Raw genomic sequence first — 26,368 nt, 5'->3', positions numbered from 1 at the left:
AATGAACGTCGAACCCATCGCGCGCGTACGCTCCTGCTTTGGCGAGAAGTTCGGCGTTCCCCGCCAGCCGCTGCTGGCCGACGCCAGTCGCGCGGCGATTGAACTGCTGCCGCCGCTGGACACGCCGGATGCGGTGGCCGGGCTGGAAGAGAACACTCATATCTGGGTGATCTTCCAGTTCCACCAGGCCGCCGGCCAGTGGTCCGCCAAGGTGCGCCCGCCGCGTCTCGGCGGCAACAAGAAGCTCGGCGTCCTCGCCACCCGTTCACCATTTCGCCCGAACAATATCGGCCTGTCGGTTGTGCGCCTATTGGAAGTGCGTACCCAACCGAGAGTCGAGCTGATTATCGGCGGGGCCGACCTGGTGGACGGCACCCCGGTGCTGGATATCAAGCCCTACATTCCCTACGCAGACGCGCTGGGCGATGCGCAGAGCGGATTTGCCAGCGCACCGCCGGCACCAGCTACCGTGTCGATTCCGGATCATATTCGCGAGCAGGCTGCCGCATATAAAGATGACTGGGGCACGGACCTGCCGCGGCTGATCGAACAGGTGCTGGCCCAGGACCCCAAGCCCGCGTACCAGCAGCCTGACTCCGATCGCATTTACGGTATGGAACTGTGCGGATTTAATCTGCGCTGGCGCTACCTTTCTTCGGAGGCGCTCGAAGTTGTGGGGCTGGAGTAACGGACAAGGTCGTTTCCGTTAACGCTAAGATTTCTCACCCGTGGCTCTGAACAGCCCCAGCTGGCCATCTACCAGGCTGTCGAAATCCAGCTCTACAAACGGCAAGATGGCATCGGCCACTGGCTTGAGCTGTCGGTCAATATAGTGCTGGTAGTCCATCGGCGACTGGCGATGCTCCACCGGCTCCGGGCCATTGAGGGTGATCACATAGCGGATCCAGCCCTTGTTCTGGTAGCGGGGCGCCAGGCCCTGCTGGCGGCGGCTATCATCGGCCAGTCGCGCCGCCCGCACATGGGGCGGCACGTTTTTGACGTATTGCTCCAATTTGCGCCTGAGCCGCTTGCGGTACACCAGCTGCTCGTCCAGTTCCCCGGCCCGGGTTTTCGCCACCGTCTCGCGGATATAGTCGGACGGATCCTCCCCCCGAAACACCATGGCGTAGAGCTGGGTCTGGAACTGCTTGGCCAGGGCGGTCCAGTCGCTGCGCACCGTTTCCAGGCCCTTGAATACCAGTTTTTCCTCGTCTCGGTTCACGACCAGGCCCGCGTAGCGTTTCTTGGAGCCGGCCTCCGAGCCGCGAATGGTCGGCATCAAAAAGCGCCGGTAATGGGTTTCGAATTCCAGCTCCAGCAGGCAGTCCAGCTGCAGCTCTTCTTTGAGCTTGTGCCGCCAGCGGCTGTTGATCTCGCCTGCCAGGGCCTTGCCGGTGGCATCGGCTTCTTCCGGGCTGGGCCGGCCGCTCAGCCACACAAAAGTGGAATCGGTATCGCCATAGATCACCTGGTGGCCCAGCTCTTCTATCCAACGGGCGGTCTGCTGCATGATCTCGTGGCCACGCAGGGTGATGGAGCTGGCCAGGCGGGTGTCGTAGAAACGGCAGCCGCCTGAGCCCAGTACCCCGTAGAAGGAGTTCATGATGATCTTGATGGCCTGGGAGCGAGCGGCGTCCCGCTCCCGCTTGGCGATGTCCCGCTGGGCCCAAAGGTTGGCAATGATGTCCGGCAGGAAATGTCGGTCACGGGAAAAGCGTGCGCCGCGAAAACCGGGGATGGCGTCGTCTGCGAGGCCCTCGACAAGCCCCATCGGATCGATCTTGAAGGTGCGGATAATGCTCGGATACAGGCTCTTGAAATCCAGCACCAGCACGTTGTCGTAAAGGCCCGGCCGGGAGTCCATTACATAGCCGCCCGGGCTGGCCAGGCCGCCATCGGCGGGCAGGTTGGGCGCCACATAGCGGCTGCGGTGTAGTTTGGGCAGATAGAGGTTGGTGAAGGCCGCGACAGAGCCGCCGCTGCGATCCAGTTCAAGGCCGGTGAGCTGGGCCCGCAGACGCAGGTAATCCAGCAGCCGGGTGTGCAGGAAGATGTCCCAGACCAGGCGACAGTCTTCCAGGTTATAGGCGGCCAGCTTGGGCTTGTTATGGCGAAAGTCGTGTTCAATCACGCTCAGGCGGTTGTCCACGTCTTCGGTGTCCTTGCCCCTGCCCAGCAGCGCCTGGGCCACGAACTCCAGGCTGAAGCTCTCGAAATTGTAGGTGGCGCTCTTCAGTCCGTCGATGCCGTCCAGCACCACCCGACCCGGTAGGGTGACAAAGCCCTGGCTGCCGTCCCGGCCATCCCGCCAGCGGGCATCCGCGCCACCCCGGCCGAGCTTCAGGCGCAGGCCGTGGCGTTGGGCCCTTTTCAGCAGCAGCCGAAAATCAAAGTCCACCACGGACCAGCCGATAATGATGTCGGGATCCAGACTATTGAACCTGGCCTCCAGGGCTTTGAGCAGGGCCCGCTCGTCATCCACCCAGTAAATGGCCGTGTCGGCGCTCTGGGGCTGCCCCACCATCAGCACTTCCTCCACCCCGTGGCCATAGAGACCGATGGAATACAGCTCGCCCTGGCCGGAGCACTCCACATCCAACGACACGACGTTGAAATCCGGCTGCACCTCGGCGCCCTTGAGGCGCACCTGGCGATATTCGGTATAGCCATTTCTGGCCCGAGCGCGGCCTTCGAAGTAGAGACCACCCCGGGCAAAGCGTTCCATCAGATAACGGTCGTGGAGACGAAAGTCACCTTCCAGCACCTCGATGCCGCGGTTTTGCAATTGGGACTGGGCCCGGCGGTGGGCATCGATGGTGGGAAAATACAGCATGGCCGCTTCCTCGCGGTCAAAGGTCTGAAAGCCCAGCTGCCGCCATTGGTGGGGCACATTGGCTAGAACCTCGGACACCCGGGCCCGGTCTGCCACCTTCACCATAAAGACGGGCTGCTCTCCCTCAATGACCAGCTTGGCCGGGCCCTGGGGCGTGGTCAGCCAGTAGTGGATGCAAGTGCTGCCGCCCTGGTCGAAGCTGTGGCGGCTGAGGAGAAATCCTTGTGGCAAGGGACTATCTTGGGTTGAGGGTTTGCATCATTTTACTGGATAAATACACAGATATCAGTAGTTGCCGAATGGCGACAGAAATTGGTTCTCGGGCATCTGGCCGCCAGTAAAAAGCCTTGGGAGGTTGATGATGCTTCCTGACCTTCGTATAAATGTTCTGCTGGCATTGGCCGTGTGGCTGCTGGTCCAGGATGCCAGCAGGGACAAAAAGGCCAAACACAATGCCTGGGGGGTTCGTCCTGGGAGCCTCATCGGCTCCGGGCCGCACCGTCCGGGGTGCCGGCAATTGCATAGGAAAGTGCCTCGTGAAAGGTATTATTTTTATTGGTTTACAAGCCAGCGGAAAATCTACTTTTTACCTCGATAATTTCTATAAAACCCATATTCGCCTTAACCTGGATATGCTGAAGACCAGGCATCGCGAGAAAATCCTGTTTGACGCATGCCTGGAGTCAAAGCAGCCTGTGGTAATAGATAATACCAACCCCACCCGAAAAGACCGGGAACGGTATATCTCCGCGTTTAAGAGCCATAGATTTATCGTGGTGGGCTACTACTTTACCTCAACACTGGAAGACTGCCTGAAAAGAAACGCTCTACGGGAAGGAAAGGACCGGATCCCTGAGGCGGGGATCAGAGGGACCTATAGCAAGCTCGAGATGCCAGACTTTCAGGAGGGCTTTGATGAGCTTTACCGGGTAAGCATGGAAGCGGGACGCTACCGCATTGAGGTCTGGAACAGTGAAGTTTGATGAACTCGACAAGAAAATGCGGATATATGAAACCGCTAATGATCACCGTGTATTGCCGGGCATCTACATGGTGGCGCGGATCGATGGGCGCTGCTTCACAGCGTTGACCAGAGACAGGCATCGATTTGAAGCGCCTTACGATGCCCGCTTCAGGGACATGATGATCGAAACCGTAAAACACTTGATGCAGTGTGGTTTCAAGGTGCTGTACGGCTATACGCAGAGTGATGAGATATCTCTGCTCTTCGATCTGAACGAAAATTCTTTTGATCGCAAGGAACGAAAATTCAATTCGATTCTGGCCGCAGAGGCGAGCGCTAAATTCAGTTTGGAGCTGGCGGATGTCGCAGCCTTTGATTGCCGCATATCTCAGTTGCCAGGTCGACAGCTCGTGATTGATTATTTTCGCTGGCGAAATGAGGATGCGCACAGAAATGCCCTGAATGCCCACTGTTATTGGAGTCTGCGCAAGGATGGTGTGTCACCCAAGGACGCTGCTGCGGAACTCGCGGGTAAGTCGACGGCCGAAAAAAATGAATTCCTTTTCCAGCGAGGAGTCAACTTTAATGATCTGCCCGCCTGGCAAAAGCGAGGGACCGGTGTCTACTGGGAAACCTATCTGAAAGATGGTGAGAATCCGGTAACCGGCGAGTGTGTCCAGGCCAGTCGCAACAGGCTCAAGGTTGATTTGGACCTGCCGATGAAGGAGCGCTACAGCGACTTTATCGGCGAATTTGTGCCTGCTTGCCTGCCTGAAATAGACGGATAAGCCCTTCCTTCGCGGCTGGCGGAAATGTCTCCTTTGATATTTCGCGAGGCGCCGGTTTGCAGCAAAACCAGCAATCCGATTGAATGGCGTGTCCGTATTCAATAACTGGCCAGCTCCGCAGTTCGATGGGCGGCCAGGACCGGGGTTTAATGCCCACAGGGAGGCTGCTGCAGTGGCTGCGCGGAAAATTCTCGTTGCGACCCTTATTTACTTGTTCCTCGCGATTGGCGCCGGAACAACATTCGCCCAAGACTCTGCCCGCGGCGACCATGTGCGCGTGCGCTGGCTGGCGCCGCAATCATTTGCGCAGGGAACGGCGGAAACCATCGGCTTTTACTTCGAGGTGGATCCGGGCTGGCACGTTTATTGGCGCAACGCCGGTGATTCGGGCGCCGCGCCGCGGTTCGACTTTCGCGGCAGCGCTGCCGAGGTTGGCGATATCCAGTGGCCGTTTCCGGTACGCCTGCCGATCGAGCACCTGACCAATCTGGGCTACGAGGGCGACGTCGCCTATCTGTTCGATGTAACCCCAGCGGCCGGCGCCGAGCGGATCGAGCTCGACGCAAATCTGGAATGGCTGGTGTGCAAAGTCGACTGTATTCCCGGATTCGGCACCATGCAGCTGTCGCGGCCTGTGGCGGAGCAGAGCAGCTGGCCCGCAGCCGATCGCGCCCTGCGCGATCGCTTTCAGGCGCGGGTGCCGGTTCCGCAGAGACAGAGCCCGTGGAGGCCAGTCGGGCTAAGCGAAGCCGGCCCCGGCTCGCTGCGGCTGACCCTCACATCGACAGGCGGCCGCGCCGCCGTCCCGCCGCAGGTATTTCCGACCGATGGCGAGCTGCTCACCGCCGCTGCGCCGCGGGTTCAGACTGCGGAGCATCGCATCAATTACACCTTCACCCGCGTACCGGGAGCTTCGTTACCCGATGCGACGGACTTCGTCATCAGCGACGGCCAGCGCGCCTGGTCATTGGAAGGAGTGCCGGTGGGCGGGGTGATGCGGCCGGGCCAGTCACTGTGGCTGTTGCTGCTGGCCGCCTTTGCCGGCGGCATGATCCTGAACCTGATGCCCTGTGTCTTCCCGGTACTGTCCATCAAACTGTTCGGGCTGGTCGGCACGGGAGCGACGACCGCCAGTCGCCTGCGCGAGGGCCTGCGCTACAGCGCCGGTGTCCTCGCGACCTTTGCCGTGCTGGGTGCGGTGCTGCTGATACTGCGCGCCGGTGGCGCGGCAGTTGGCTGGGGCTTTCAGCTGCAGTCGGCGCCGGTGGTGTTGGCGCTGATCCTGTTGTTCTGGCTGATGGGGCTGTCGTTCAGCGGGGTCTTCGAATTCGGCCACCGGTTGATGAACATCGCCGGTCGCAGTCACGGCGGTTCCTTTGCCACCGGCGTACTGGCGGTATTCGTCGCCGCACCCTGTACCGGCCCGTTTATGGGCGCCGCGCTGGGGGCGGCGGTGACATTGCCGGCGGTGGCGGCGATGGCGATCTTCCTCGTCCTGGGCGCCGGCCTCGCGGCGCCGTTTCTGCTGCTCTGCGCCAGCCCCGCACTGCTGAACAGGTTGCCGGCACCGGGTCCGTGGATGGAGAAACTGCGACAGCTATTGGCGTTTCCGCTCTATGCCACCGTGATCTGGCTGCTGTGGGTACTGGGGCGCATTCTCGGCGAGAGCGGCTGGCTGATCGGGGCACTGCTATTGCTGGCGGTTGTTTTCGCGCTCTGGCTCGGCAGAAACTTTGCCCGCGGCGGCAGGGTGGCGGCCTATACCCTGGTGGTGGCAGCGACGGCAGGCGCATTTGGCGCACTGCAAGTACCGCAGCCGGAGGAACCGGCAGTGACGTCAACATCGGTGTCAAATGGATGGCACCGCTACGATAAGGCAATGATCGCGGAGGCGCTGGCGCAAAACCGCCCGGTGTTTATCGACTACACTGCCGCTTGGTGCATTACCTGCCAGGTGAACAAGAAGCTGGTGCTGGAGTCCCCGAAAATAATGGAATTATTTCGCGCCAACGATGTGCTGCTGATACGGGCAGACTGGACCCGGCAGGACCCGGAAATCACCGCGGCGCTGTCGGCGCTGGGGCGAAACTCGGTGCCGGTCTATGCCTGGTACGCGCCCGGTGCGCGCGAGCCGGAACTGTTACCGCAGATCCTGCAGGAGCGCACGATCGCTGCCCTGTTTAGCGAGCAACCACGTACACAACACGCAGAGGATGACACCCCATGACGCAAGTAATAAAAAGAGTCCTGATGATGACACTGGCAGTGCCGGCACTGGCCCTGGCGGTAGCCACACCCGGTGAGAAAGCACCGGCTTTTTCCGAAGTGGACGCCGAGGGCAAAACCCACTCGCTGGAGGACTACAAGGGCCAGTGGCTGGTGATCGAGTGGTTCAACAAGGAATGTCCCTACGTAAGAAAGCATTACGGCAGTGGCAATATGCAGGCGCTGCAGAAGAAATACACCGCTCAGGAGATCAACTGGCTCACCGTGATTTCTTCGGCCAAAGGCAAGCAGGGTTACCTGGAGCCGGAGCAGGCCATGGCGGTGGCCGCGAGCCACGAGCTGAATGCCAGCGCGCCTTTCCTGTTAGACAGCGATGGCAGCATGGGCCGTGCCTATGGCGCCAAGACCACGCCGCATATGTTTATTATCAATCCGGAAGGCAAGGTGGTGTACGCCGGTGCCATCGACGACAACGATTCCGCCAACCCGGCGGTGATTCCCCAATCCAAAAACTACGTTGCCGCCGCGCTGGATGCGTCGCTGGATGGTAAGGCGATCACGGTTGCCTCGTCGCGGGCTTACGGCTGCAGCGTGAAGTACTGATTGAGGCAAGCAGAGAAGCCGTTGTGCGAATAAAGTGGTTTGCAGCGCTGCGCAAGCTGGTGGGATTCTGCCTGCTCGCGGCGCTGGTGGTCGGCGCGGTCGGCTACTATCAGCAGCGGGATATGCCCAGCGACCAAGCGCCGCCATTGGTAGGTAGGTCCCTGGAGGGCAGCGTGCTGGATCTGCAGCAGATGTCACCGCAGGGGCCGGTGCTGATTTACTTCTGGGCCACCTGGTGCCCCTATTGCCGGGTGGTATCGCCGGCAGTCTCTGATCTTGCGCGGGAATATCAGGTCATTACCGTCGCCATGCAGTCCGGCAGTGACACGGAACTGGAGGAATACCTCGAACAGAAGGAGCTGCAGTTCTCCACCATCAATGACCCCAGCGGTGCACTCAGTGCATCCTGGGGGGTGCGGGTCACACCGACCATCGTCATCGTCGACAGCAGTGGCAAAATCGCCTGGGTGACTTCGGGTACCACATCCAAGATGGGGCTCAAGCTCAGGCTGTCGATGACCGAATGACCGTGATCAGACCTCAGGCGCCATCGAGTGACCACAGGCTCGATAGGTCATCCACATTCACGGGAATTGCAATTTACCCGCATGCCGCAATTGCGTACAAATAACCTTCATGTGTTCTTGAGGGTTGCCCGTGTCCGTTCTCGATTCCTTCCGCTACCAAGATCTCGATGCCCTGCGGGTCGGCCGTTTCAACCTCGGTATCAACACGTCATTTATCGTCTACCGCCTGCAGGACACCATTGTCGATACCGGCCCTAGCAACCAGTGGAAGTACGTCAAGCCATTCGTGCAGGGCGCGCCGTTCAGTCAGCTGTTACTGACCCATCACCACGAAGACCACAGCGGTAACGCCGGCGCCATTCACAGGCTGACTGGTGTGCAGCCGCTCGCACCGGCCGCGACCGCCGAGATCCTGAAGCGGGGCTTCCGCATTCCGCCGATGCAGAAATTGATCTGGGGCTCTGCCGGGAAGGCGAAAGCGGCGGTGCATCCCGATGAAGTTTGCATCGGGCAGGAGTCGGTTACGCCGATCTTCACGCCGGGACACGCCAAGGATATGACCTGTTATTTGCTGCGGGATCGGGGCTGGCTGTTCAGCGCGGACCTGTATATTGCCAACTACCTGAAATTCCTGCGCATTGACGAACATATTCCCACATTGATGGAGAGTATCCACACGGTACTCGAGCATGATTTCGATGTGATCCTGTGCCCGCACCGCGGTGTCGTGGAGAGTGGCAAACAGCGGCTGCGGGAAAAGCTGGATTACCTCCTCAACCTGGCCGGACAGGCTCAGGAGTTGGAGCAACAAGGGTTGGGTATCGAGGCGATCACCCATCGCCTACTGGGCAAAGAGAACATGATGAGCGTTCTCAGCCGTTATAACTTCAGCAAGAGAAACCTGGTCACGTCCTGCTTGCAAGTCGATATCAGTCGGTATACCAAGTGACTTGTTGCGTGTCGCCAAAAGTCGCCCGGCAGGATTTGATGGGCCGGTAGTGGCGTCGGAGAAAGGCGGAACCAAAGTTCAGGCGTATGTGAAAAAGATTCCGGGTGTGGAGCGATCAACCCTGCTTCACGTTACCACCTACGATTTCGGCTCACAGCTCGATGGCCTGCCGGATGACAAGCGTGGTGAGGCAGCCGCGTATTACCTCTCTCAGTTTTGCCCAGCTTCCAACGGCAAAGAGACTCATTCGAAGTGACTCCTAGCCGCGTCATTACTGTATAGCTGTTGACGTCGGGCGACCAGCGAAGTCTACGGGCCGCCCGGTTAAACGTTAGGGGCTGATAAATATTCCCCGACTATACAGCCACTTCAATACCAGCCATTGCAGTAAGATCACCCCGCAGACGATGACCAACGTGGCGCCCGCCTCCGGCAGGGCCGCCGCGATACCGCCAAACAGGTTTTTACTGGTGTAAACCCAATTCAGCAGGCTGGTCCCAAGGTAAACCAGAATCGCATTGCAGCCGATCACCGCGAAGAAACCGTTGAAGCGTCGCCACTGCCATACATCCACCAGCAGATAAAAGAGCGCCAGTAGCAGCAGACTGCAACCGCAGGTGACGAGTACGAAGGAGCCGGTCCACAGCTCCTTGTTGATCGGGTAAACCCAGTGCCAGATAGAACCACCGAGCAGGCTGACGAGACCGGCGGCGGTCAGCCCCTGCAGGACTATTCGGTGCTGACCCTGGTGGTCACGCAACCAGCGCCCGGCAAAAATCCCCAACAGTGCATTGACGATCGACGGAACCGTTGAAAGCAGGCCCTCCGGGTCATAGGCGCGATTCTGGTAGGTGGTGCCCGGCAGACAGCACTGGTCGATCCAGGCATTGACGGAGCCGCTCGGGGTCAGCGAACCGAAGCCGACCTGCAACAGCCAGTATCCGAGCAGAATGGCCGCTGCAATCAGGTACTGGGTGCGCACGCTGCAGTGCCAGACAATCATCGCGGCGAAGAACCAGGCGAAGCCAATGCGGGCGAGTACGCTGGCGTAGCGGATTTCGCTCGGGTCCGCCGGCATACCGCTACCCCAGCCGTGGTTGTAGAGCACACCGAGGCCAATCAGGATCAGCAGTCTTTTCACCGCCTTGTGGTACACCGGCTTGCGCTCTTTCATCGACAGGCCGCGCACTGACTTGTTGGCGATACCGAGCGCGACGCCGGACAGGAAGATAAACAGCGGGAAAATAAGGTCGTAAAAGCTGAAGCCATGCCATGCAGAGTGCTGCATCTGTTCGTGGCCGAGGGCGAAGATCGACCATCCGGTAAGCGTGAACAGTGGCAGGAACAGAGCCTCACCGCCGATGATCCAGAACATATCGAAGCCGCGTAAGGCATCTAGGGAGGCCAGGCGTTGTTTTTCATTGCTCATGGGTACTTTTTAATGCTGTTTTACGTTGTGCAGACTTGGCCGGCCGCCGCCGATGCAGTGGGGAGATTAAATTGTCGAACAGTCCACTTGCCATGAAATCTGGTCTCGAGAACCTGTGCGCAGCTACACTGGGCCGCACTGCTAGACTCAGGACATGAACGCCGAATGCCGCCGCAGGAGGTAACGGGGTGGCCGACGCCGCAGCGACCTTCCTGCAACATCTGTATGCCAGCGAGCCGCCACTGCCCGACTATGTTTCGGTCGCTCGCGCACACCAGCGCATCCCCGACAAGCTGCTTGTCGAGGTTGATGACTTTATCGCACTGTTCGAGCGGGTGACCCGGCGTCAGGCCTGGATCGCTCGAGCCACAGATCAGGCGCCCGCCATCGCCCGAATACCGCGCGCCGAAACTTGTTTCTTCAGTGCCTGGGACTTTCACCTGCCGCCGGACAGGCCCGGCGACTGGCAACTGATCGAGTTCAACGATAACGGCTCCGGATTCCTTTTTGCGGCGCAGATCAACCGCGTCTTTTACGAACTCTGCCTTGCGGATGATGCCGCTATCCAGCCCTCGCCCACTATTGGCGAGCTGGGGCGGCAAATTCAGGAAATGATCACGGAGGAAATACGGACCTGTCTGAATACCGATTCCCCCGCGGGTGTGGCGATTCTCGATGACAGCGATTCGCTGCAAAGTGGCCGCTTTCGCGAGGAGCATACGCGGCTGGCGGCGCTGTGCCGGGCGCTGGGTTGGCGCACCTATGTTGTCGCGCCCGAGGCTTTGCAGTGGGATGGTGAAAGCCTGTTGGTCGACGGCGCGCCGGTCGATTTCGTCGTTAATCGCTCCACCGATTTCTTTTGGCAGGCGCCGCAATTTGCCGCTCTGAAAGAGGCCTATGCGAGCGGGCGCGTCTACATTGCCCCAAATCCGTTCAGCTATGCCACCCGCAGTGACAAGCGATTGCTCGACTGGCTTTCCCGGCCACACATGGACGCCGCGCTCGGCATCACGCCCGACGAACGCGCGTTGCTGTCGCGGCATGTGCCGCCAACCTGGGAATTGTCCGACGACAATCTCGAAACGCTCGCCGCGCGCAAGCAAGAGCTGGTTTTCAAGCCCGCACAGAGTCACGCCGGACTTGGCGTGCTGGACAGTCGCGCCGTCGGCCGGCATCGCTTGCGCCGGTTGCTGTCGAAAGGACAGCGCTATGTCGCTCAGCAGTGGGTCGACAAGGGCGAACTGCTGGATGCGGATGGCAATCATCTCTGGAGCGATTTGCGCGTATGGTACTGGCGCGACCGGCGATACCTGCTCAGTGGCCGCGCCTCGCCCCGGCCTGATCGCCTCGAACTGGGACCGCCCGGAGGCTGGCTGCCGACCTTTGAAGAAATGTCGGTGAAGTAGTCGTCCTGACCATTCCTTATAGAGCAATGTACCGGCTGCCCGATAGCGGCAGCGTGACGGCGTGTGATTTTGACTGCAGGGTGACTTATTCAACATGCTCCAGACATCCGTGAGTCAAAACAAGAAGCCAATCCCACGAAACCGGGACGAATATAGGGGCATTTTCTTTACGTCTACAGCGACGGATCACATCCTGCGAGAACAACTTCTTTTAGCTTCCCGGGGGCTGAGAGCGGTCGCTGGTCGCAGTCGGTGTTGCGCTGTTGCACCTGACGAGAGCCTCGCCAAAAAAATGACACCGCTGTCAAAATTAACATCAAGCCCTGCGGGGGGCAATTCGAATTCGTAATATTTGCGAAATGGATGACGAGAATTGGCGTGAGAAAGTTCCGCCAGAAAAAGTATCCGGGTATTATTTTTACAGCTGCTGTTTAATTTTTTGCGACAGGTTTTCCGAGCCATTCGAAATTTGAATAGCTTTGACTGGCATGTCGCATTTTTGTCACCGCCAGTTATTTTTATTCGCAGTTCGGCGCGCCAACTGTGCGCTGACTACAACCAATAGCCATAAATGTGTAACCGGCAGTGATTCCCCCGCCAAGTTGGGCGCGAAAATCAGCAGCTGAGTAGCAACTACGCACTGTTTTGACGCGGCTGTTACTGATGGTGACTCAGATTGCAGCCCGGTTCCTCGTCTGCGAGGGGAGGGTGAAACATAGAATTGCCATCGCATATTTTGCCTTCGAAGTGAATTGAGTGCATCTGCCGGCCGAACAGAAATTGTGCGACCTGATTAAATGTTGCGCACTATTTTGGCAGTTTATATGCGAAAAATCGTTAATACGGCAAATACAAAATAGAGCTAAAAAACAGGTGATTTCGCTTAGTTCTGCCATCAAGTTGCACGATTCTTGATAAAGAGGCATTTTGCATTCGAGCGTGCGCGAATGTGTCACGGTTTTTGCATTTTTGCTGTGGGAACCTTCCAACACGCACGCGCAACTCGTGCGCATAACAACGAAAAATTGCAAGGGTATTTTCAATGAAAAAAACTACACAGTTCGGGGTTTCATCGGTCTCGTTGATCGCTCTGGCCGGCGCCCTGGCTGCGCCGGTTCAGGCGCAGTCCGCTGGTGATAATTTAGTGATGGAAGAGGTGGTGACTGTAGGCTCGAGAACCAAGCCGCGTTCCGTCGCCGAATCCCCGGTTCCGGTGGATGTATTTAATGCAAATGACCTGGCGAAATCCGGCAGCAGTGACATGTTGGATATGCTGAAGAGCTCCGTGCCTTCCTTTAATGTGCACGACCAACCCATCAGTGACGCTGCATCTATGATTCGCCCCGTTAACATGCGTGGCTTGTCTTCAGACTCAACCCTGGTCCTGCTCAACGGCAAGCGCCGCCACCGCGCCTCTGTGATTGCCTTCCAGGGCGGTGGCCTTAACGATGGTGCCCAGGGTCCCGATATTTCCGTTATTCCCAGCATTGCTCTGAAACAGGTGGAAGTGCTGCGCGATGGTGCAGCGGCGCAGTACGGTTCTGATGCCATTGCCGGCGTGATGAACTTTGTTCTGAAAGACGATGCCGAAGGTGGTTCGCTCGAGCTGAAAACTGGCGAGTATTTCGAAGGTGACGGCCAGAGCACCACCATCGCGGGCAATTACGGCATGGCGATGACAGACTCGGGTTTCCTGAATCTGAGCTTCCAGCTGAAAAATGCCGATGACACCTCTCGTTCAGTGCAGCGTGCCGATGCCCAGGAGCTCATCGACGCCGGTAACACCGCAGTAGCTGACCCGGCACAGATTTGGGGTGCCCCGATTGTTGAAGATGACATGACCCTGTTTGCCAACTTCGGCATGGACCTGAAGGATGGCACCGAGATCTATGCCTTCGGTAACCACTCCAACCGCAAGGTCGATGGTGGTTTCTACTACCGTAACCCGAACGGTCGTTCAGGAGTTTACACCGACGACGATGGCAACCGCCTAGTTGGTGCACTGGACGGCAATGCCTCCAGCTGTGATGCCTACCGCACCGCGCCTTTGGCTGACGGCTCTGACATGGTGACTTCCGGCCTGACGGCAGACGACAACTGCTTTGTCTTCAACAAGACAATTCCCGGCGGTTATACCCCGCGTTTCGTTGGCGATATTACCGATACCTCCTTGACAGCGGGCCGTCGCGGAGAGTTCTCCAATGGCTTCATGCAAGGCTGGAACTTTGACCTGAGCGCTTCTGTGGGCCGCAACGAGGCAGTGTTTGGTCTGAACAACACCATCAACCCATCTTTCGGACCCGACAGCAAGCGCGATTTCGACACAGGTTCCTACATTCAGCTGGAGAAGACTCTTAACTTCGATTTGCAAAAGCAAATGGATAACCTGAGTGTTGCCGTGGGCGCCGAGTGGCGTGATGAGTCGTTCCAGATCATCGCCGGCGAGGGAATGTCCTGGCAGGTAGGACCGCTGGCCGATCAGGGCTTCAACATTGGTTCACATGGTTTTGCTGGTTTCTCCATTGATTCTGCTGGTATCGCTGAGCGCAGCAACTACGCCCTCTATGCGGACCTGGAAAACCAGTTGACGGATAACTTTCTGCTGGGCGGCGCCTTGCGCTACGAAAATTTCGATAGCTTCGGCGATACCACCAATTACAAGTTGGTGGCTAACTGGCAGATTACCGACAACCTCGCCTGGCGCGCTTCACACAGCACCGGTTTCCGGGCTCCGACTATGGGCCAGGCGTCCGTTGTCAATACCCAGACCTCGATCGTTGGCGGTCAGCTGACTCAGGCACAAACACTGCCGGCGCCCAAACTGGGTGAGGCCGAGCTGCAGCCGGAAGAGTCCGTTAACTTTGCCACTGGTCTGGTAATGTCTGTTGGTGATCTGCAAGTGACTGCCGATGCCTATTTCATCGAAGTAACCGACCGAATCGCCCTGACCGATAATGCCACGCCTACGGCAGCCCAGCGCTCTGCCATGGCGGCTGCAGGCGTTCCCAACCCGGAATTGATCGGTCAGGTCAACTACTTTGCCAACGACTTCGATACCGAAACTACTGGACTCGACGTAGTGGCAACTTATGGTACGGAATTGTTCGGTGGTGGCACCGACTTCAGCTTGGCCTATAACTGGACCCAAACTGAAGTTGTTGGCGGAGACACCACCTGTGGTGGTGGTTTCGTAAACAACCAGGGCGAGATCTGTAAAGCGCTACGCCTGGAGCGCGGCCTTCCGGATCATCGGGCCTCTTTCACCGTAGCCCAGAACTGGGACAAGTTGAGCGCCTTTGTTCGCACCAACTTTTACGGTGAATATGTGGGCGTACACGCCGACTGGTTCGGTGAGGAGCTGGGTTCTGAGTTCACGGTAGACTTTGAACTGACCTACGCCGCGTCAGACAGCATCGTGCTGACTGCCGGCGCCGCCAATGTGTTTGATGAAAAGGGTGGCGAGATTGATGGCTCAATCGTAGGAGCCCCGGACAATGTTTTGGGCGGGGTTTACTATGAGACATCGCCCTATGGCATTGGTGGTGGTTTCTATTATCTGAAAGCCGGCTACGAATTCTAAAACAGAGTCCTGTTTTGGAGTTCTGAACAAGCGCTCTGCGGGGAGCTGCTGTCCCGCAGTGCAGCCGTCACAAAGCGAGCCTCATTTGAGGCTCGCTTTTTTTACGCAGGGTTATAAAGTGACATAGCCTGAAACCTCCCTGATTACATTGTCTTTTTGGCGAAAACATCGTAACCGGTTTGGTTCAGGCTTTTTTCATTCATCCCAAACTATGGGACAGCAGTGCTTCTTAGCGGGTAGTTTTTTACATGTCCCAAAGCGAATTGGTGGCCATCGACAGCGTGATGCGCTCCTTGTCCTGAATCTGCTTCAGGTCCTCGAAAACCTCTTTCACTTCGGCCGACTCAATCGCGCCATAGACCGCCTGATACAGGTCGGAAAAATATCGGTCGACTTCGCGGCCCATGTTATTGATTTCCTTGATCGTGGGCGGATCGCTCAGCTCCAACTTCTTGATGAAATCCTTGGCGGATTCCTCGTGAGTGTACTGCAGCCAGGTCTGCATGACCTTGTGCTGCGCCACCTCACTGTAGTTGGCAAGATTTCTGGCCATACGCTGCTCGTGCTCCAGCATGTGTTTAAGCAGCAACTGTGTTCGATTATCTTCGGACTTCTCTAGTAATTCTTTGTACAGGGCCGCCATATCCAGGTGGAATTTTTCGGCGTCCTTTAAAACTTCGAATGCTTGCTTGAAGGTTTTCATAGATTTGCCTTTCGGTATTTTTGTGTATTTATGTGATGGCGGCAAAACATAATGCGTGTCTCGTCAATCATCGTTGCATACGTATGGTTATAGTGCATTTATCCAATTGATCAAGATTTGCGGAAACACCCCAAACAGCAACAGCGCCGCGGTGAGGGAAAGAAGCAAAATCTGCCCAGAAGTGGCGATCCGTACGCCACCGACCGCAGCTGAAGCGGGTTCGGGGTCACGCTGAACCATTGTCAGCAGCAGGCGCAGGTAATAGAAGAGCCCCAGCGCACTGCCGATGACTACCGCTGCGAGCAGCATCCACATCTGACCCTGAACGCCGGCGGCAAAGATGTAAAATTTGCCGATAAAGCCGATGGTCAATGGAATGCCTGCCAGAGACAGTAACATGGCTGCGAGGCAACAGGCCAGCCAGGGCGAGCGCCACAGCAGGCCACGGTAGTAGTCCCGCTGGAACGGATCACTGGTGGAATCGTTAATCGGCCCGGCGCCGCCCGGCGCCTGGGCCATCGCAGAGTCCGCGATCAGGCCGACCACGGCGAATGCGCCCAGCGTAGTGATCACATAAGCCACCAGATAGTAAATAACCGCCTCACTGCCAAAGGCACTGTTACCAATCAGAAAGGCAACAATCAGGTAGCCGATATGTGCAATGGAAGAATAGGCCAGCAGGCGCTTGATATTGTTTTGCATCAGCGCCAGCAGGTTACCGGCCAGCATGCTGGCCACGGCGGTGATTGCGAGCAGGCTGGTCAGGGTCGGCAGCGCGAAAAGATCGGTCTGGGCGAAAAAACGCAGCAGCACGGCGACGACCGCGCCCTTGCCGACAGTGGCGATCAGCGCGGTTATCGGTGTTGGGGCACCCTGGTAAACGTCCGGCGTCCAGATATGAAACGGCACCAGCGACAGCTTGAAAGCCATCGCAATCAGTAACAGTGTCAGCCCGGTCAGTAGCAGGTTGGGGCCCTGGTGCAGTTTGGCAACCGCAGCGGCGATACCACCGAAATCGAGAACACCGCTGGCCGCGTATATCAGCGCAATGCCGAATAATCCGACGGCGGTGGAGAGGGCGGAAAGCAGAAGATATTTGATGCCGGATTCCAGTGACTGCATCTGGTCTCGCTGCGGTGACAGATCACCGGTGACCGCGAAGCCGAGCAGGGGATACAGGGCCAGGCTCATCAGTTCCAGGGCGAGGAAAAAGCTGGCGAAATGGCTGGCGCAGACCAGCGTAGTAGCGCCGAGCATTACCAGTAACAACAGAATGTAAAACTCCTCCGGGTAGCTGCTGAACGGCTTTCCCTCGTGGCAGCGTTGCTGCAGGTAGTTAAAACCGAGTATCGCGACGGCAACCGCAGCGAGCAGTAACAACAGGCAGAAAAATAATGCGGTGTGATCCACCAGCAGCAGGCCGGTTACCGCGATGGAGTCGATCCCGGATGTCAATCGTCCGGCAACCTGGAAACAGGCGAAGATTGCTGCCACCAGTGTTATCAGCGACGTAATGCTGGCTGCAAGGTGTCCGCGCCAGAATGACACCTGCAGTAACAGCACCACGATACCGCCGCTCAATACCAATAGCGGCAGAATGGCGTGTACTTCCTGTGCGCTCATAGCGATTCCCCTCCGGTAGAAATTGATTTCGGCCAACCGGAGCGGGTGGCGGTCTCTATGCTTGTCGGTGCTTTCACTGTGCCCTGTTCCGTTCGGGCGGCCTCAGCTCGCGCTAGCGACCCGGCCACCGAAGGTGCGGCGATGTCGAACACCGGCTGTGGGCGCAGGCCGAGAAAAACCAGCGCGACGGCCAGCGAGAGCAGGGCGACGGTTTCCCGTGGATTTAGATCGATTACAGGTTCTTTTGCCGTAGCGTCCGTATTGAGACCGCGTGACTCGCCGAAGAAGACCCGCTGCATCATTAGCAGAGCATAGAGCGCCGCGCCGACCAGGCCGATGGCGGCAACGACGGTGATCCAGCGACTGCTGTCGAAACTGCCGAGCAGTACCAGGAATTCGGCAATAAAGTTACCGAGTCCCGGCAGGCCGAGGGAGGCCACAGCGAAGAACAGGGCAATCGCGGAAAGTTTGGGCAGGCTGGCCCAGAGACCTCCCAGTTGCGCCATATCGCGGGTATGTAGCCGCTGCTGCAGTGCACCGACCAGCGCGAACAGGGCCGCGGTGCTGAAGCCGTGAGCGATCATCTGCATGATCGCTCCCTGAACGGCGATGGTGTTGAGCGCGTACAGCCCCAGCAATACAAAGCCCATATGGCTGACACTCGAGTAGGCTACCAGTCGCTTCATATCCTGTTGCGCAAATGCCAGCACCGCACCGTAGATTACACTGAGCGCCCCGATTGTCATGGCAACCGGCGCAAAGGCGACCGACGCCTCGGGGAATAGCGGCAGCGTGAAACGCAGCAAACCATAGGCCCCGGTTTTCAACAGTATCGCCGCGAGCAGGATACTGCCGGCTGTCGGCGCCTGGGTGTGCGCATCCGGCAGCCAGGTATGCACCGGCAGCGCTGGCAGCTTCACCGCGAAGGCGATAAAAAAGCCGAGCATTAACCAGTAGGCGGCGGTTGGCGAAATTTGTGCGCTCAGCAGCTCGCGATAATTGAAGGTGAGCTGGCCACTGTTGCTGTAGTGCAGGTAGACGAGCCCGACGATCGCGATCAGCATCAACAGGCTGCTGGCCTGGGTAAAGATAAAAAACTTGATCGCCGCATAGATGCGCTGCTCATAGCCCCAGACGGCGATCAGGAACAGCATCGGAATCAGCATCACTTCCCAGAAGAAGAAGAACAGGAAAAGATCCATCGCGGTGAATACGCCGATGACCCCGGCCAGGATCCACAGGTAGTTGAAATAGAAAAAGCCGCGGCGGAACCTGATATCGCGCCAGGTCATGATCAAACCGAACAGCCCCATCAGCAGTGTCAATGCCAGCATCAGGAAGCCGAGGCCGTCTACGGCGAGGAAGAAACTGATACCGAAGCGCGGTATCCACGTCAGTTGCAGGCTGTCCCACCAGAGTTCGCCTCCACTACCGACATCCGCGCCGGCGGTAAAGTCCGGCCAGTAGCGCCCGAGCAGCGCCGTGGCCAGAAGCAGGCTGAACAGTGAAATCCAGCGACTGCCGCGGCCCAGAAGCCGCCCCGACAGCCAGGCCAGGACCCCGCCGATAAACAGTATCGCGATAATTGCCAGTAGTGTCATAGGGCCACCAGAAGCGCGAGGAAAAGAATGGAGCCGGCCACCAGGGTGGTCATATACCAGCGCACCTGTCCGTTCTGCGAGCTGCTGAGCAACAGGTTCAGCTGGCGGCTGGTGGCGGCGGCACCCCTGTACAGGGCATCGACAATGTCATTGCGGTTAATCTGTGCGAGGAACACGAAGGGTTTGACCAGCAGGAGATCGTAGAGCCAGTCGAAGCCCCAGCCGCTGAACCAGAACTTTGCCAGTGTGGACGCCTCCGCGGCCGGGCGGCGGCGGTAAAGGAAGCACCACCAGGCGATCGCGAACCCCAGTATCGGCATGGCGATGGCCAGACCTTCCACCCAGGCTGCCGGATGTCCGGCGACCTGCTCGCCAAATACTGCCTGCAGCGGCGGTGCCAGCAGACCGCCGGTTAGTGCCAGCGCGGCCAGGGCCAGCAGCGGCAGCGTCATTACGCCGTTGTTGGCATCCTTGCAGTGGGCTGATGCGGAGCCTTCGTCGCCGAAGAACACCAGGAACAGCAGGCGGAAACTGTAAATTCCGGTGACCAGTGCGCCCAGCATCCCGGCCAGCCAGACACCGTTGAAGCCATGGTAAAACTCCCAGGCGCTGAGCAGTATCTGGTCCTTGCTGTAGAAGCCCGATGTAAGCGGCAGCGCGGCGAGGCAGGCGCAGCCAACGGTGAAACAAATAAACGTAATGGGGATTTTCCGGCGCAGGCCGCCCATCGCAAAAATATTCTGCTCGTGATGCAGGCTCAGAATCACGGAGCCGGCGGACAGGAACAGCAGGGCCTTGAAAAAGGCGTGTGTCATCAGGTGGAAGATTGCTCCGGACCAGGCACCGACGCCGAGGGCCAGAAACATGTAGCCGATCTGGCTGATGGTCGAGTAGGCGAGCACCCGCTTGATGTCGGTCTGCACCAGTGCACTGCAGCCGGCCAGTAGCAGTGTCAGGGCACCGACCACGGCGACGGAACTCATCGCCATTTCCGACAGGGCGAACAGCGGGTGCATGCGCGCAATCAGGTAGACACCAGCGGTCACCATGGTGGCGGCATGGATCAGGGCGCTGACCGGTGTAGGGCCGGCCATCGCGTCCGGCAGCCAGGTCTGCAGTGGCAGCTGTGCGGATTTGCCCACAGCGCCGCCGAGCAGCAGCAGCGCCGCCAGCGTGATAATGGGATCATTCTGTGCTGCGCCGCCGGTGGCAGCGAGCAGCTCGCGAATATTCAGTGTCGCAAACTGGCTGAACAGCAGAAAAAGCCCGATCGCCATGGCAGTATCGCCGACGCGGGTGACGATAAAGGCCTTGCGCGCTGCGGCACCATTGGCTGGATCCTTGTACCAGAAGCCGATCAGCAGGTAACTGCACAGGCCGACACCCTCCCATCCCAGATAGAGCAGCACCAGGTTGTCCGCCAGCACCAACAGCAACATGGCGCAGACAAATAGGTTCAGGTAGGCGAAGTAGCGCCGGTAGCCCGGATCACTGCGCATGTAGCCGGCGGAGTAAAGGTGGATCAGAAAGCCCACCCCGGTCACCACCAGCAGCATGACCAGCGTCAGCCAGTCCACATAAAAGTCGAACCCCAGCTGCAGCGTGCCGACGCTGAGCCATTGCCACACGGGCAGCTGCATCGTCGCCGACGGGTCCTGCCGGAATACCGTGACGGCGACAATCGCAGTCAACAGGGCGGCGAGCCCGACACTGCCGACACCGACCGCAGCGGTGGCGCTTTCCGGCAGTTCGCTGCGGCTGAATAGCGGCACGGAAATGAGGATCAAAAAGCCGAGTAGCGGCAGCAGCGGAATCCAGGCTAACAGTTCCTGCATATCAACCTCTCAGTCCGTTAAGTTGGTCGATATCCACCGTGTGCCGGCGCCGGTAAAACTGCAGTACCAGTGCCAGGGCGATGGCCACCTCGGCCGCCGCCAGGGTGATGACAAATACAAACATCGCCTGACCGTCCGCATTGCCCCAGTGCGCACCGGCGACCACAAAAGCGAGCGCCGCGGCATTCGTGCATATCTCCACACACATCAGCATGAATATGATGTTGCGGCGCACCAACAGGCCGACGAGCCCAAGGCAGAACAGGATTGCAGCCAGCGCCAGCCCGGAGTGCAGCCCGGGCATTGATTCAATCGGCATGCTTCACCTCCGTGGAATCTACGCTCTTGTGCCGGGCCAGGTGGAAGGCGCCAACCAGCCCGGCGAGCAACAGCATTGATGCCAGCTCGACCGCCAGTATGTAGTGGCTGAACAGCGCAATACCGACTTCTTTCGGGCCGACATAGTGCGTTGCGTCGGCCGATTCGGCCGGCGCGGCGAATAACAGTACGATCAATTGCGTCAGCAGCACGCCGCACAGCAGCGCGGGGCCGATCCAGCCCCGTGGCTGCAGCCAGGCGCTTTCCTGGCTCACGGCCGCTTCGCCTTGGTTCAGCATCATGATGACGAACACCATCAGCACCATGATGGCTCCGGCATAGACGATGACTTCCAGTGCCGCGGCAAAGGGCGCGCCGTACTGATAAAAAATCACCGCCACCGCGAGCAGGGACACGATTAGATAGAGCAACGCATGCACCGCGTTGCGGCTGAAGATGACGAAGGCGGTGGAAACAACGGCCACCGCTGCGGTCAGGAGAAAAACGATACCGGGCATAAATGCCTCACGAGTTATTATTTTTCCTGCCCCCGAGATGCCTCTGTCAGGGGGATTAAAGGTTCAGGCTTTTTACATTGATGGGTTCGGCTTCATTTTCCGCATCGCCCTTGTCCTTGCCGGCTATCGCCTTGCCGGCCACGTTGTAGAAGCTGTATTCGTGGTATTTACCCGGGCCACTGATCAGCAGGTCCTCCTTTTCGTACACCATGTTCTGCCGGTCGTACTCACACATTTCAAAGTCCGGCGTCAGCTGAATGGCGTAGGTCGGGCAGGCATCTTCACAGAGGCCACACATGATGCAGCGGGAAAAGTTGATGCGGAAATACTCCGGACGCCAGCGGCCGTCCTCATCCTCGGTTTTCTGCAGGGAAATACAATCCGGCGGGCAAGCGACGGCACACAGATTGCAGGCGACACAGCGCTCGTCGCCGTTTGGATCCCTGGTCAGCACGATGCGGCCACGGTAGCGCGGCGCCAGATAGGGCTTCTGCTCCGGGTACTGCACCGTAGCATTGCGGCTGAACAGGTGTTTGAACACCAGCCACATGCTGCGCAGTTGACTCGCGATCATTGGCTTTCTCCCATGCTTTTATTGCTGAGCCGCTTTCTGGTTATCCGATCCACAACAGTACCCCGGCAGTCACCAGGAGATTGAGTAACGACAGCGGCAACATCACTTTCCAGCCGAACTGCATCAACTGGTCGTAGCGCGGGCGGGGAATCGCGGCCCGCAGCAGGACAAAGATCATGACCAGGAAGGCGGTCTTCAGTGCAAACCAGACAATCGGCGGCAGCCACGGGCCCTGCCAGCCGCCGAGGAACAAGGTGGTGACCAGTGCGGAGATCAGGATGACTGACAGGTATTCGCCGACAAAAAACATCCCGAACTTCATGCCGGAGTACTCGGTATGAAAGCCGGCAGTCAATTCGTGCTCCGCTTCCGGCAGGTCGAATGGCAACCGGTGGCTCTCGGCGATACCGGCAATAAAGAACACCAGGAAGCCGATAAACTGCGGCAGGATAAACCAGCCGTTCTGCTGGGCCAGGACTATCTCACGCAAATTGAAGCTGCCCGCCAGCATGACCACGCCCATCAAGCTGATCCCCATAAACACTTCGTAGGAAACCGTCTGCGCGGCAGCGCGCAGCCCGCCTAACAGCGCGTATTTGTTGTTGGAGGCATAGCCGCCGAGGATCACGCTGTACACGGCCATGGACGACATGGCGAGAATAAACAGCAGGCCGATATTCAGGTCGATCACGCCGATTGCCGGTGACACCGGCACCACCGCGAAGGCCAGCAGCATGGTCGCCATGACAACGGTGGGGGCGATTACGAAGACCGGAATGTCGGCGAAGCGCGGCACGAAATCTTCCTTGAAGAACAGCTTGATCATGTCCGCAACGACCTGCAGCAGGCCGAATGGGCCGACCCGGTTCGGCCCCGGACGATCCTGCCAGAAGCCGAGCAGGCGCCGCTCACCCCAGGTCAGCAGGGCAGCCAGCAGCACGGCACCCATCAAGACGCCAATAATATTCAGCAGTGTCATCCAGACCGAGGCATTCATAAGGTCTCTCCGCTTGCGCTGGTCGCCTGCGACTCAACCCGCTTGAGCGCCGCCGGCCCTGGCAATTCCGGCATCAGCGATGCCAGCTGCGGTATGCCGCAGGGGACACCGACGGTGCCGGCGGGTTGTGTGGCAGAAAGTGTGGCTTCGAGCCGGTAGCGTGCCGAATCGACTTCCAGTTCGAGCCAGTCCCCTTCCTGCAGGCCCAACTCGGCAGCGTCCTCTTTGTTGAGACGCACAAACGGCTTATCGATGACACTGGCGATGGCTGCTGCATTCGCGCTCAGTTCATCCGAACCGAACAGCCGATAGAGTGGCAGCATCCGCAGCTGATTGTCGGATGTTGCAGCTGTAGTGGCCTCATGTGACGGGATCGTCCATGCGGGAATCCGCTGCGCTTGCCGCTGCAGCTGAATACCACCGTTGGCACCTTTGCGCGCGCCGCCGATACCCTGTTGAAACTTCAGGATCGACTGGTTCGAGTTCCAGCCCGGCGACCAGATGTTGGCCTGCAGCGGAGTCAGTCCGGCATTGTGGATACCTTCCATACTGAAGGTCATCGGAGCATCCGGATCCTGGTGCGGAGGGAACTCGGCCACCCGGGCCTTTGCGCGAACGGCGGTGCGCCCGCTGGAGCGGTGACTCTGGCGGGCGACCTTGAGACCGTCGATGCGATAGTCCTCGTCGGGGCCGAGGGTGGCCAGTGGAGCAAATTGTGAAAATTCGCCGGCCAGGGCGTCGCTCAAGTCCGTGCTGTGCTGCCAGCTGGCAACCGCCGCCAGTGCAGTTGATTTCTGTGTACAGAAGCGCGCGGCATCGGCCAGCCAGCGCCAGCTCTCCTGGATGTAGCCCAAGCCCTCGTACACCGCATAGTATCGCTGCGCCAGGCCGTTACTGTTGATGAATGTACCCTGGGACTCCGCCGTGGCGGCTGCCGGATAAATGAGGTCGGCACGCCTGGCGGTGTCATTCAGCAGGCTGTCCAGCAGTATTACTTCATCGGCGCGCGAAAAAATGGTTTCCAGCGTCTCGTGGTCTGCGCGCCGGTAGAGATCGTTTTCGACGATCAGCAGCGATATCGGCGTTTTGTCATCTGCGTTCGACTGCAGCCGGCTGGCCAGCTGTTCGAGACTGCCGTGTCCGGGTTCCTGCAGCTGTACGAGTCCGAGACTATTCGCCTCGGGGCAGGCGAGATAGAGGTGGCCGGGCGCCGCAGACTTGTCTGCCAGAGCCGCGGCAATACTGCCGGCACCGCGAATGATGTCGCCGTAGCGGCTGGCGCAACCGGAAATAATGAGCGGTCTTTCGGCAGCGGCGAGGATATCGGCGGTGCGCACGGCGAGTTCGCGCTCCGCGGTGGTCAGGGAGAGACTTGCTGGGTCAGCGCCTCTGATCAGCTGTGAAACCGCATCGGCAAACAGGGCGACCTTTTCCGGTGTGTCGAACAAGGTGGCGCTGGCGATATCGGCAAGGCCGGTCAGCTCGGTGCCGGCAAAGATGATCGGGCTGTGCTCTCCGCGCAGCTGACGCACCGAGGCGTCCTGCCACAGGGGGATGTTCAAGCTCTGCGCGTGCGTTTTCTGGCGGTTGCGTGCCGCCTGGCGCACGGCCAGGGCAATTCTCGGCGCCGTGTTATCGATATCCTCGCCCAGGATCAGCACTGCGTCGGCATGCTCGATCTCCGGCGTGCTCGGGCTGTGAACCCGATCGTCGCGCTGGATGCTGTCTATCAGCTGCAGCAGTTCCTGTTCCCGACCGTTCAGCCCGGAATAGAAATTTTCCGGTGTTACCAGCGATCGCAGGGCGAAATTATTTTCCAGTGAGGTGCGCGGGGAGCCGATCCCCAGTAACCGGCGCTGTCCCTTTTGTACCGCATCGAGCTGCTGGGCGAGCTGCCTTACCGCCGTTTCAGGCGGAATTTCCACGTGTACCTTGTCGCCGGCTTCGGCGGTGGAGCCGATCATCTGCTCACTGCGCGCGGCCAGCACACTCTTGATACGCGCATCGCTGTTCACGTAGTCATAGCCAAAGCGCCCGCGGTCACAGAGGAAATAGCCGTTGATGTCGCGGTTATAGAGATTGACCACTCGGCGCAGGATTACGTCCTGACCATTGCCCGCCTCGCGTGCACCCGGCGCGGTATTGCAGCCGACCGCGCAGTGCTCGCAGATGGAGGGTGCGGTCTGCAGATCCCATTTGCGTACGAAATGCTCGCTGAAGGTTTTGTCGGTGAAGACCCCGGTCGGGCAGACCTCAACCAGATTGCCACTGAAGCCGTTTTCGAGTATCCCGTCCTGCTGGCGTCCAAAGTACACCTGGTTGTTTCTGCCTAGCGGCTGCAGGTCATCGCCACCGGCGTAGTCGCGATAGAAGCGGGTACAGCGATAGCACGCGATACAGCGGTTCATCTCGTGGTTGATAAACGGGCCCAGATACTGATTGTGATGGGTGCGCTTGGTGCCGCGATAGCGCCGGTTGGTGTGGCCGCTCATTTCGGTCATGTCCTGCAGGTGGCACTCGCCACCTTCCTCGCACACCGGGCAGTCGTGGGGGTGATTGGTCATCAGGTCTTCGATGATGCCGCCGCGGAATTCCTGGGCGTTTTCCGCATTGACGCTGTAGATACCGCCGTCTTTGACCGGCGTCATGCAGCTCATCACCAGCCGGCCGCGCTGATCTCCAGCATCCTTGTATTCGATGACGGCACACTGACGGCAGGCGCCCACCGAGCCCATGGCCGGATGCCAGCAGAAGTAGGGCAGATTGATCCCCTGAGCCAGGCAGGCGCTGAGCAGGTTCTGGTCCTCGTCTACCTGATACTGTTCGCCGTCTACGGTTATGGTTGGCATTTTCGGTCCGTTATTTTTTGATTCTGTAAGCTTTCGGCAAGGCTG

General features: G+C 58.8%; 21 protein-coding genes. 10 read left to right on the top strand and 11 right to left on the bottom strand.

Going from position 1 to position 26,368, the window contains the following annotated elements; translation table 11 throughout:
* The first annotated feature begins 1 nt into the window (after position 1).
* Positions 2 to 688 (top strand): tRNA (N6-threonylcarbamoyladenosine(37)-N6)-methyltransferase TrmO, encoded by a 687-nt coding sequence (tsaA, locus tag BLW36_RS12975; protein WP_091389266.1) that lies wholly within the window; start codon positions 2 to 4, stop codon positions 686 to 688.
* Between the two features lie 24 nt (positions 689 to 712).
* On the opposite strand, the gene BLW36_RS12970 is transcribed toward tsaA, so the two are convergent.
* Positions 713 to 3,064, bottom strand: coding sequence for a DNA polymerase II (locus BLW36_RS12970; RefSeq protein ID WP_091389262.1), 2,352 nt, complete (start codon positions 3,062 to 3,064; stop codon positions 713 to 715).
* Between the two features lie 305 nt (positions 3,065 to 3,369).
* On the opposite strand from BLW36_RS12970, the gene BLW36_RS12965 reads away from it, so the two are divergent.
* The 7 genes from BLW36_RS12965 (at position 3,370) to BLW36_RS12935 (ending at position 9,146) form a co-directional block, all read left to right on the top strand.
* Positions 3,370 to 3,816 carry an ATP-binding protein gene (locus BLW36_RS12965; protein WP_091390247.1) on the top strand — a complete coding sequence of 149 codons (447 nt, stop codon included), beginning with the start codon at positions 3,370 to 3,372 and terminating at the stop codon, positions 3,814 to 3,816.
* Positions 3,806 to 4,585 (top strand): tRNA(His) guanylyltransferase Thg1 family protein, encoded by a 780-nt coding sequence (locus BLW36_RS12960; protein WP_091389258.1) that lies wholly within the window; start codon positions 3,806 to 3,808, stop codon positions 4,583 to 4,585. The genes BLW36_RS12965 and BLW36_RS12960 overlap by 11 nt, the downstream gene beginning before the upstream one ends.
* A 172-nt stretch (positions 4,586 to 4,757) precedes the next feature.
* Entirely contained in the window at positions 4,758 to 6,812 is a 2,055-nt protein-coding gene (locus BLW36_RS12955; RefSeq protein ID WP_091389255.1) for a protein-disulfide reductase DsbD family protein, read from the top strand.
* Positions 6,809 to 7,414: a thioredoxin family protein gene (locus tag BLW36_RS12950; RefSeq protein ID WP_091389252.1), complete on the top strand. Its 606-nt coding sequence runs from the start codon at positions 6,809 to 6,811 to the stop codon at positions 7,412 to 7,414. The genes BLW36_RS12955 and BLW36_RS12950 overlap by 4 nt, the downstream gene beginning before the upstream one ends.
* A gap of 23 nt (positions 7,415 to 7,437) precedes the next feature.
* Entirely contained in the window at positions 7,438 to 7,941 is a 504-nt protein-coding gene (locus BLW36_RS12945; protein WP_244506255.1) for a protein disulfide oxidoreductase, read from the top strand.
* A gap of 130 nt (positions 7,942 to 8,071) precedes the next feature.
* A complete protein-coding gene (locus tag BLW36_RS12940; protein ID WP_091389248.1) occupies positions 8,072 to 8,890 on the top strand; it encodes an MBL fold metallo-hydrolase in 819 nt (272 codons plus the stop codon).
* 4 nt (positions 8,891 to 8,894) lie between these two features.
* A complete protein-coding gene (locus BLW36_RS12935; protein WP_139304891.1) occupies positions 8,895 to 9,146 on the top strand; it encodes a hypothetical protein in 252 nt (83 codons plus the stop codon).
* Positions 9,147 to 9,221: 75 nt separating this feature from the next.
* Here the strand turns inward: BLW36_RS12935 and nagX are convergent, their stop codons facing one another.
* Entirely contained in the window at positions 9,222 to 10,319 is a 1,098-nt protein-coding gene (gene nagX, locus BLW36_RS12930) for a transmembrane glucosamine N-acetyltransferase NagX (protein WP_091389242.1), read from the bottom strand.
* Between the two features lie 188 nt (positions 10,320 to 10,507).
* Here nagX and BLW36_RS12925 point away from each other — a divergent pair, with 188 nt between their 5' ends.
* On the top strand, positions 10,508 to 11,725 hold the full coding sequence (locus tag BLW36_RS12925; RefSeq protein ID WP_091389238.1) for a hypothetical protein: 1,218 nt from the start codon (positions 10,508 to 10,510) through the stop codon (positions 11,723 to 11,725).
* A 1,081-nt stretch (positions 11,726 to 12,806) separates the two neighbouring features.
* Positions 12,807 to 15,305, top strand: a complete 2,499-nt coding sequence (locus tag BLW36_RS12920; protein ID WP_244506254.1) for a TonB-dependent receptor plug domain-containing protein — start codon at positions 12,807 to 12,809, stop codon at positions 15,303 to 15,305.
* Between the two features lie 244 nt (positions 15,306 to 15,549).
* On the opposite strand, the gene BLW36_RS12915 is transcribed toward BLW36_RS12920, so the two are convergent.
* From BLW36_RS12915 to nuoG, 9 genes are all read right to left on the bottom strand, one after another.
* On the bottom strand, positions 15,550 to 16,008 hold the full coding sequence (locus BLW36_RS12915) for a hypothetical protein (RefSeq protein WP_091389233.1): 459 nt from the start codon (positions 16,006 to 16,008) through the stop codon (positions 15,550 to 15,552).
* An 87-nt stretch (positions 16,009 to 16,095) separates the two neighbouring features.
* Entirely contained in the window at positions 16,096 to 17,631 is a 1,536-nt protein-coding gene (locus tag BLW36_RS12910; RefSeq protein WP_091389229.1) for an NADH-quinone oxidoreductase subunit N, read from the bottom strand.
* Positions 17,628 to 19,232 carry an NADH-quinone oxidoreductase subunit M gene (gene nuoM / locus BLW36_RS12905; RefSeq protein ID WP_091389225.1) on the bottom strand — a complete coding sequence of 535 codons (1,605 nt, stop codon included), beginning with the start codon at positions 19,230 to 19,232 and terminating at the stop codon, positions 17,628 to 17,630. The genes BLW36_RS12910 and nuoM overlap by 4 nt, the downstream gene beginning before the upstream one ends.
* Positions 19,229 to 21,067 (bottom strand): NADH-quinone oxidoreductase subunit L, encoded by a 1,839-nt coding sequence (nuoL, locus tag BLW36_RS12900; protein ID WP_091389222.1) that lies wholly within the window; start codon positions 21,065 to 21,067, stop codon positions 19,229 to 19,231. The genes nuoM and nuoL overlap by 4 nt, the downstream gene beginning before the upstream one ends.
* A 1-nt stretch (position 21,068) precedes the next feature.
* On the bottom strand, positions 21,069 to 21,386 hold the full coding sequence (gene nuoK / locus BLW36_RS12895; RefSeq protein WP_091389219.1) for an NADH-quinone oxidoreductase subunit NuoK: 318 nt from the start codon (positions 21,384 to 21,386) through the stop codon (positions 21,069 to 21,071).
* Positions 21,376 to 21,903, bottom strand: a complete 528-nt coding sequence (gene nuoJ / locus BLW36_RS12890; protein ID WP_091389216.1) for an NADH-quinone oxidoreductase subunit J — start codon at positions 21,901 to 21,903, stop codon at positions 21,376 to 21,378. Before nuoJ ends, nuoK begins: the two co-directional genes overlap by 11 nt.
* Before the next feature lie 55 nt (positions 21,904 to 21,958).
* Complete coding sequence (nuoI, locus tag BLW36_RS12885) at positions 21,959 to 22,477, bottom strand: NADH-quinone oxidoreductase subunit NuoI (protein WP_211567203.1); 519 nt, start codon at positions 22,475 to 22,477, stop codon at positions 21,959 to 21,961.
* Between the two features lie 40 nt (positions 22,478 to 22,517).
* Positions 22,518 to 23,474 (bottom strand): NADH-quinone oxidoreductase subunit NuoH, encoded by a 957-nt coding sequence (gene nuoH / locus BLW36_RS12880; RefSeq protein ID WP_091389213.1) that lies wholly within the window; start codon positions 23,472 to 23,474, stop codon positions 22,518 to 22,520.
* Positions 23,471 to 26,323: an NADH-quinone oxidoreductase subunit NuoG gene (gene nuoG, locus BLW36_RS12875; protein WP_091389209.1), complete on the bottom strand. Its 2,853-nt coding sequence runs from the start codon at positions 26,321 to 26,323 to the stop codon at positions 23,471 to 23,473. The genes nuoH and nuoG overlap by 4 nt, the downstream gene beginning before the upstream one ends.
* Positions 26,324 to 26,368: the final 45 nt, after the last annotated feature.

The sequence above is a fragment of the Microbulbifer marinus genome, from assembly GCF_900107725.1.
Taxonomy (GTDB): domain Bacteria; phylum Pseudomonadota; class Gammaproteobacteria; order Pseudomonadales; family Cellvibrionaceae; genus Microbulbifer; species Microbulbifer marinus.
The sequence above is the reverse complement of the archived record's forward strand: the minus strand, read 5'-3'. Positions and strand labels throughout refer to the sequence as shown.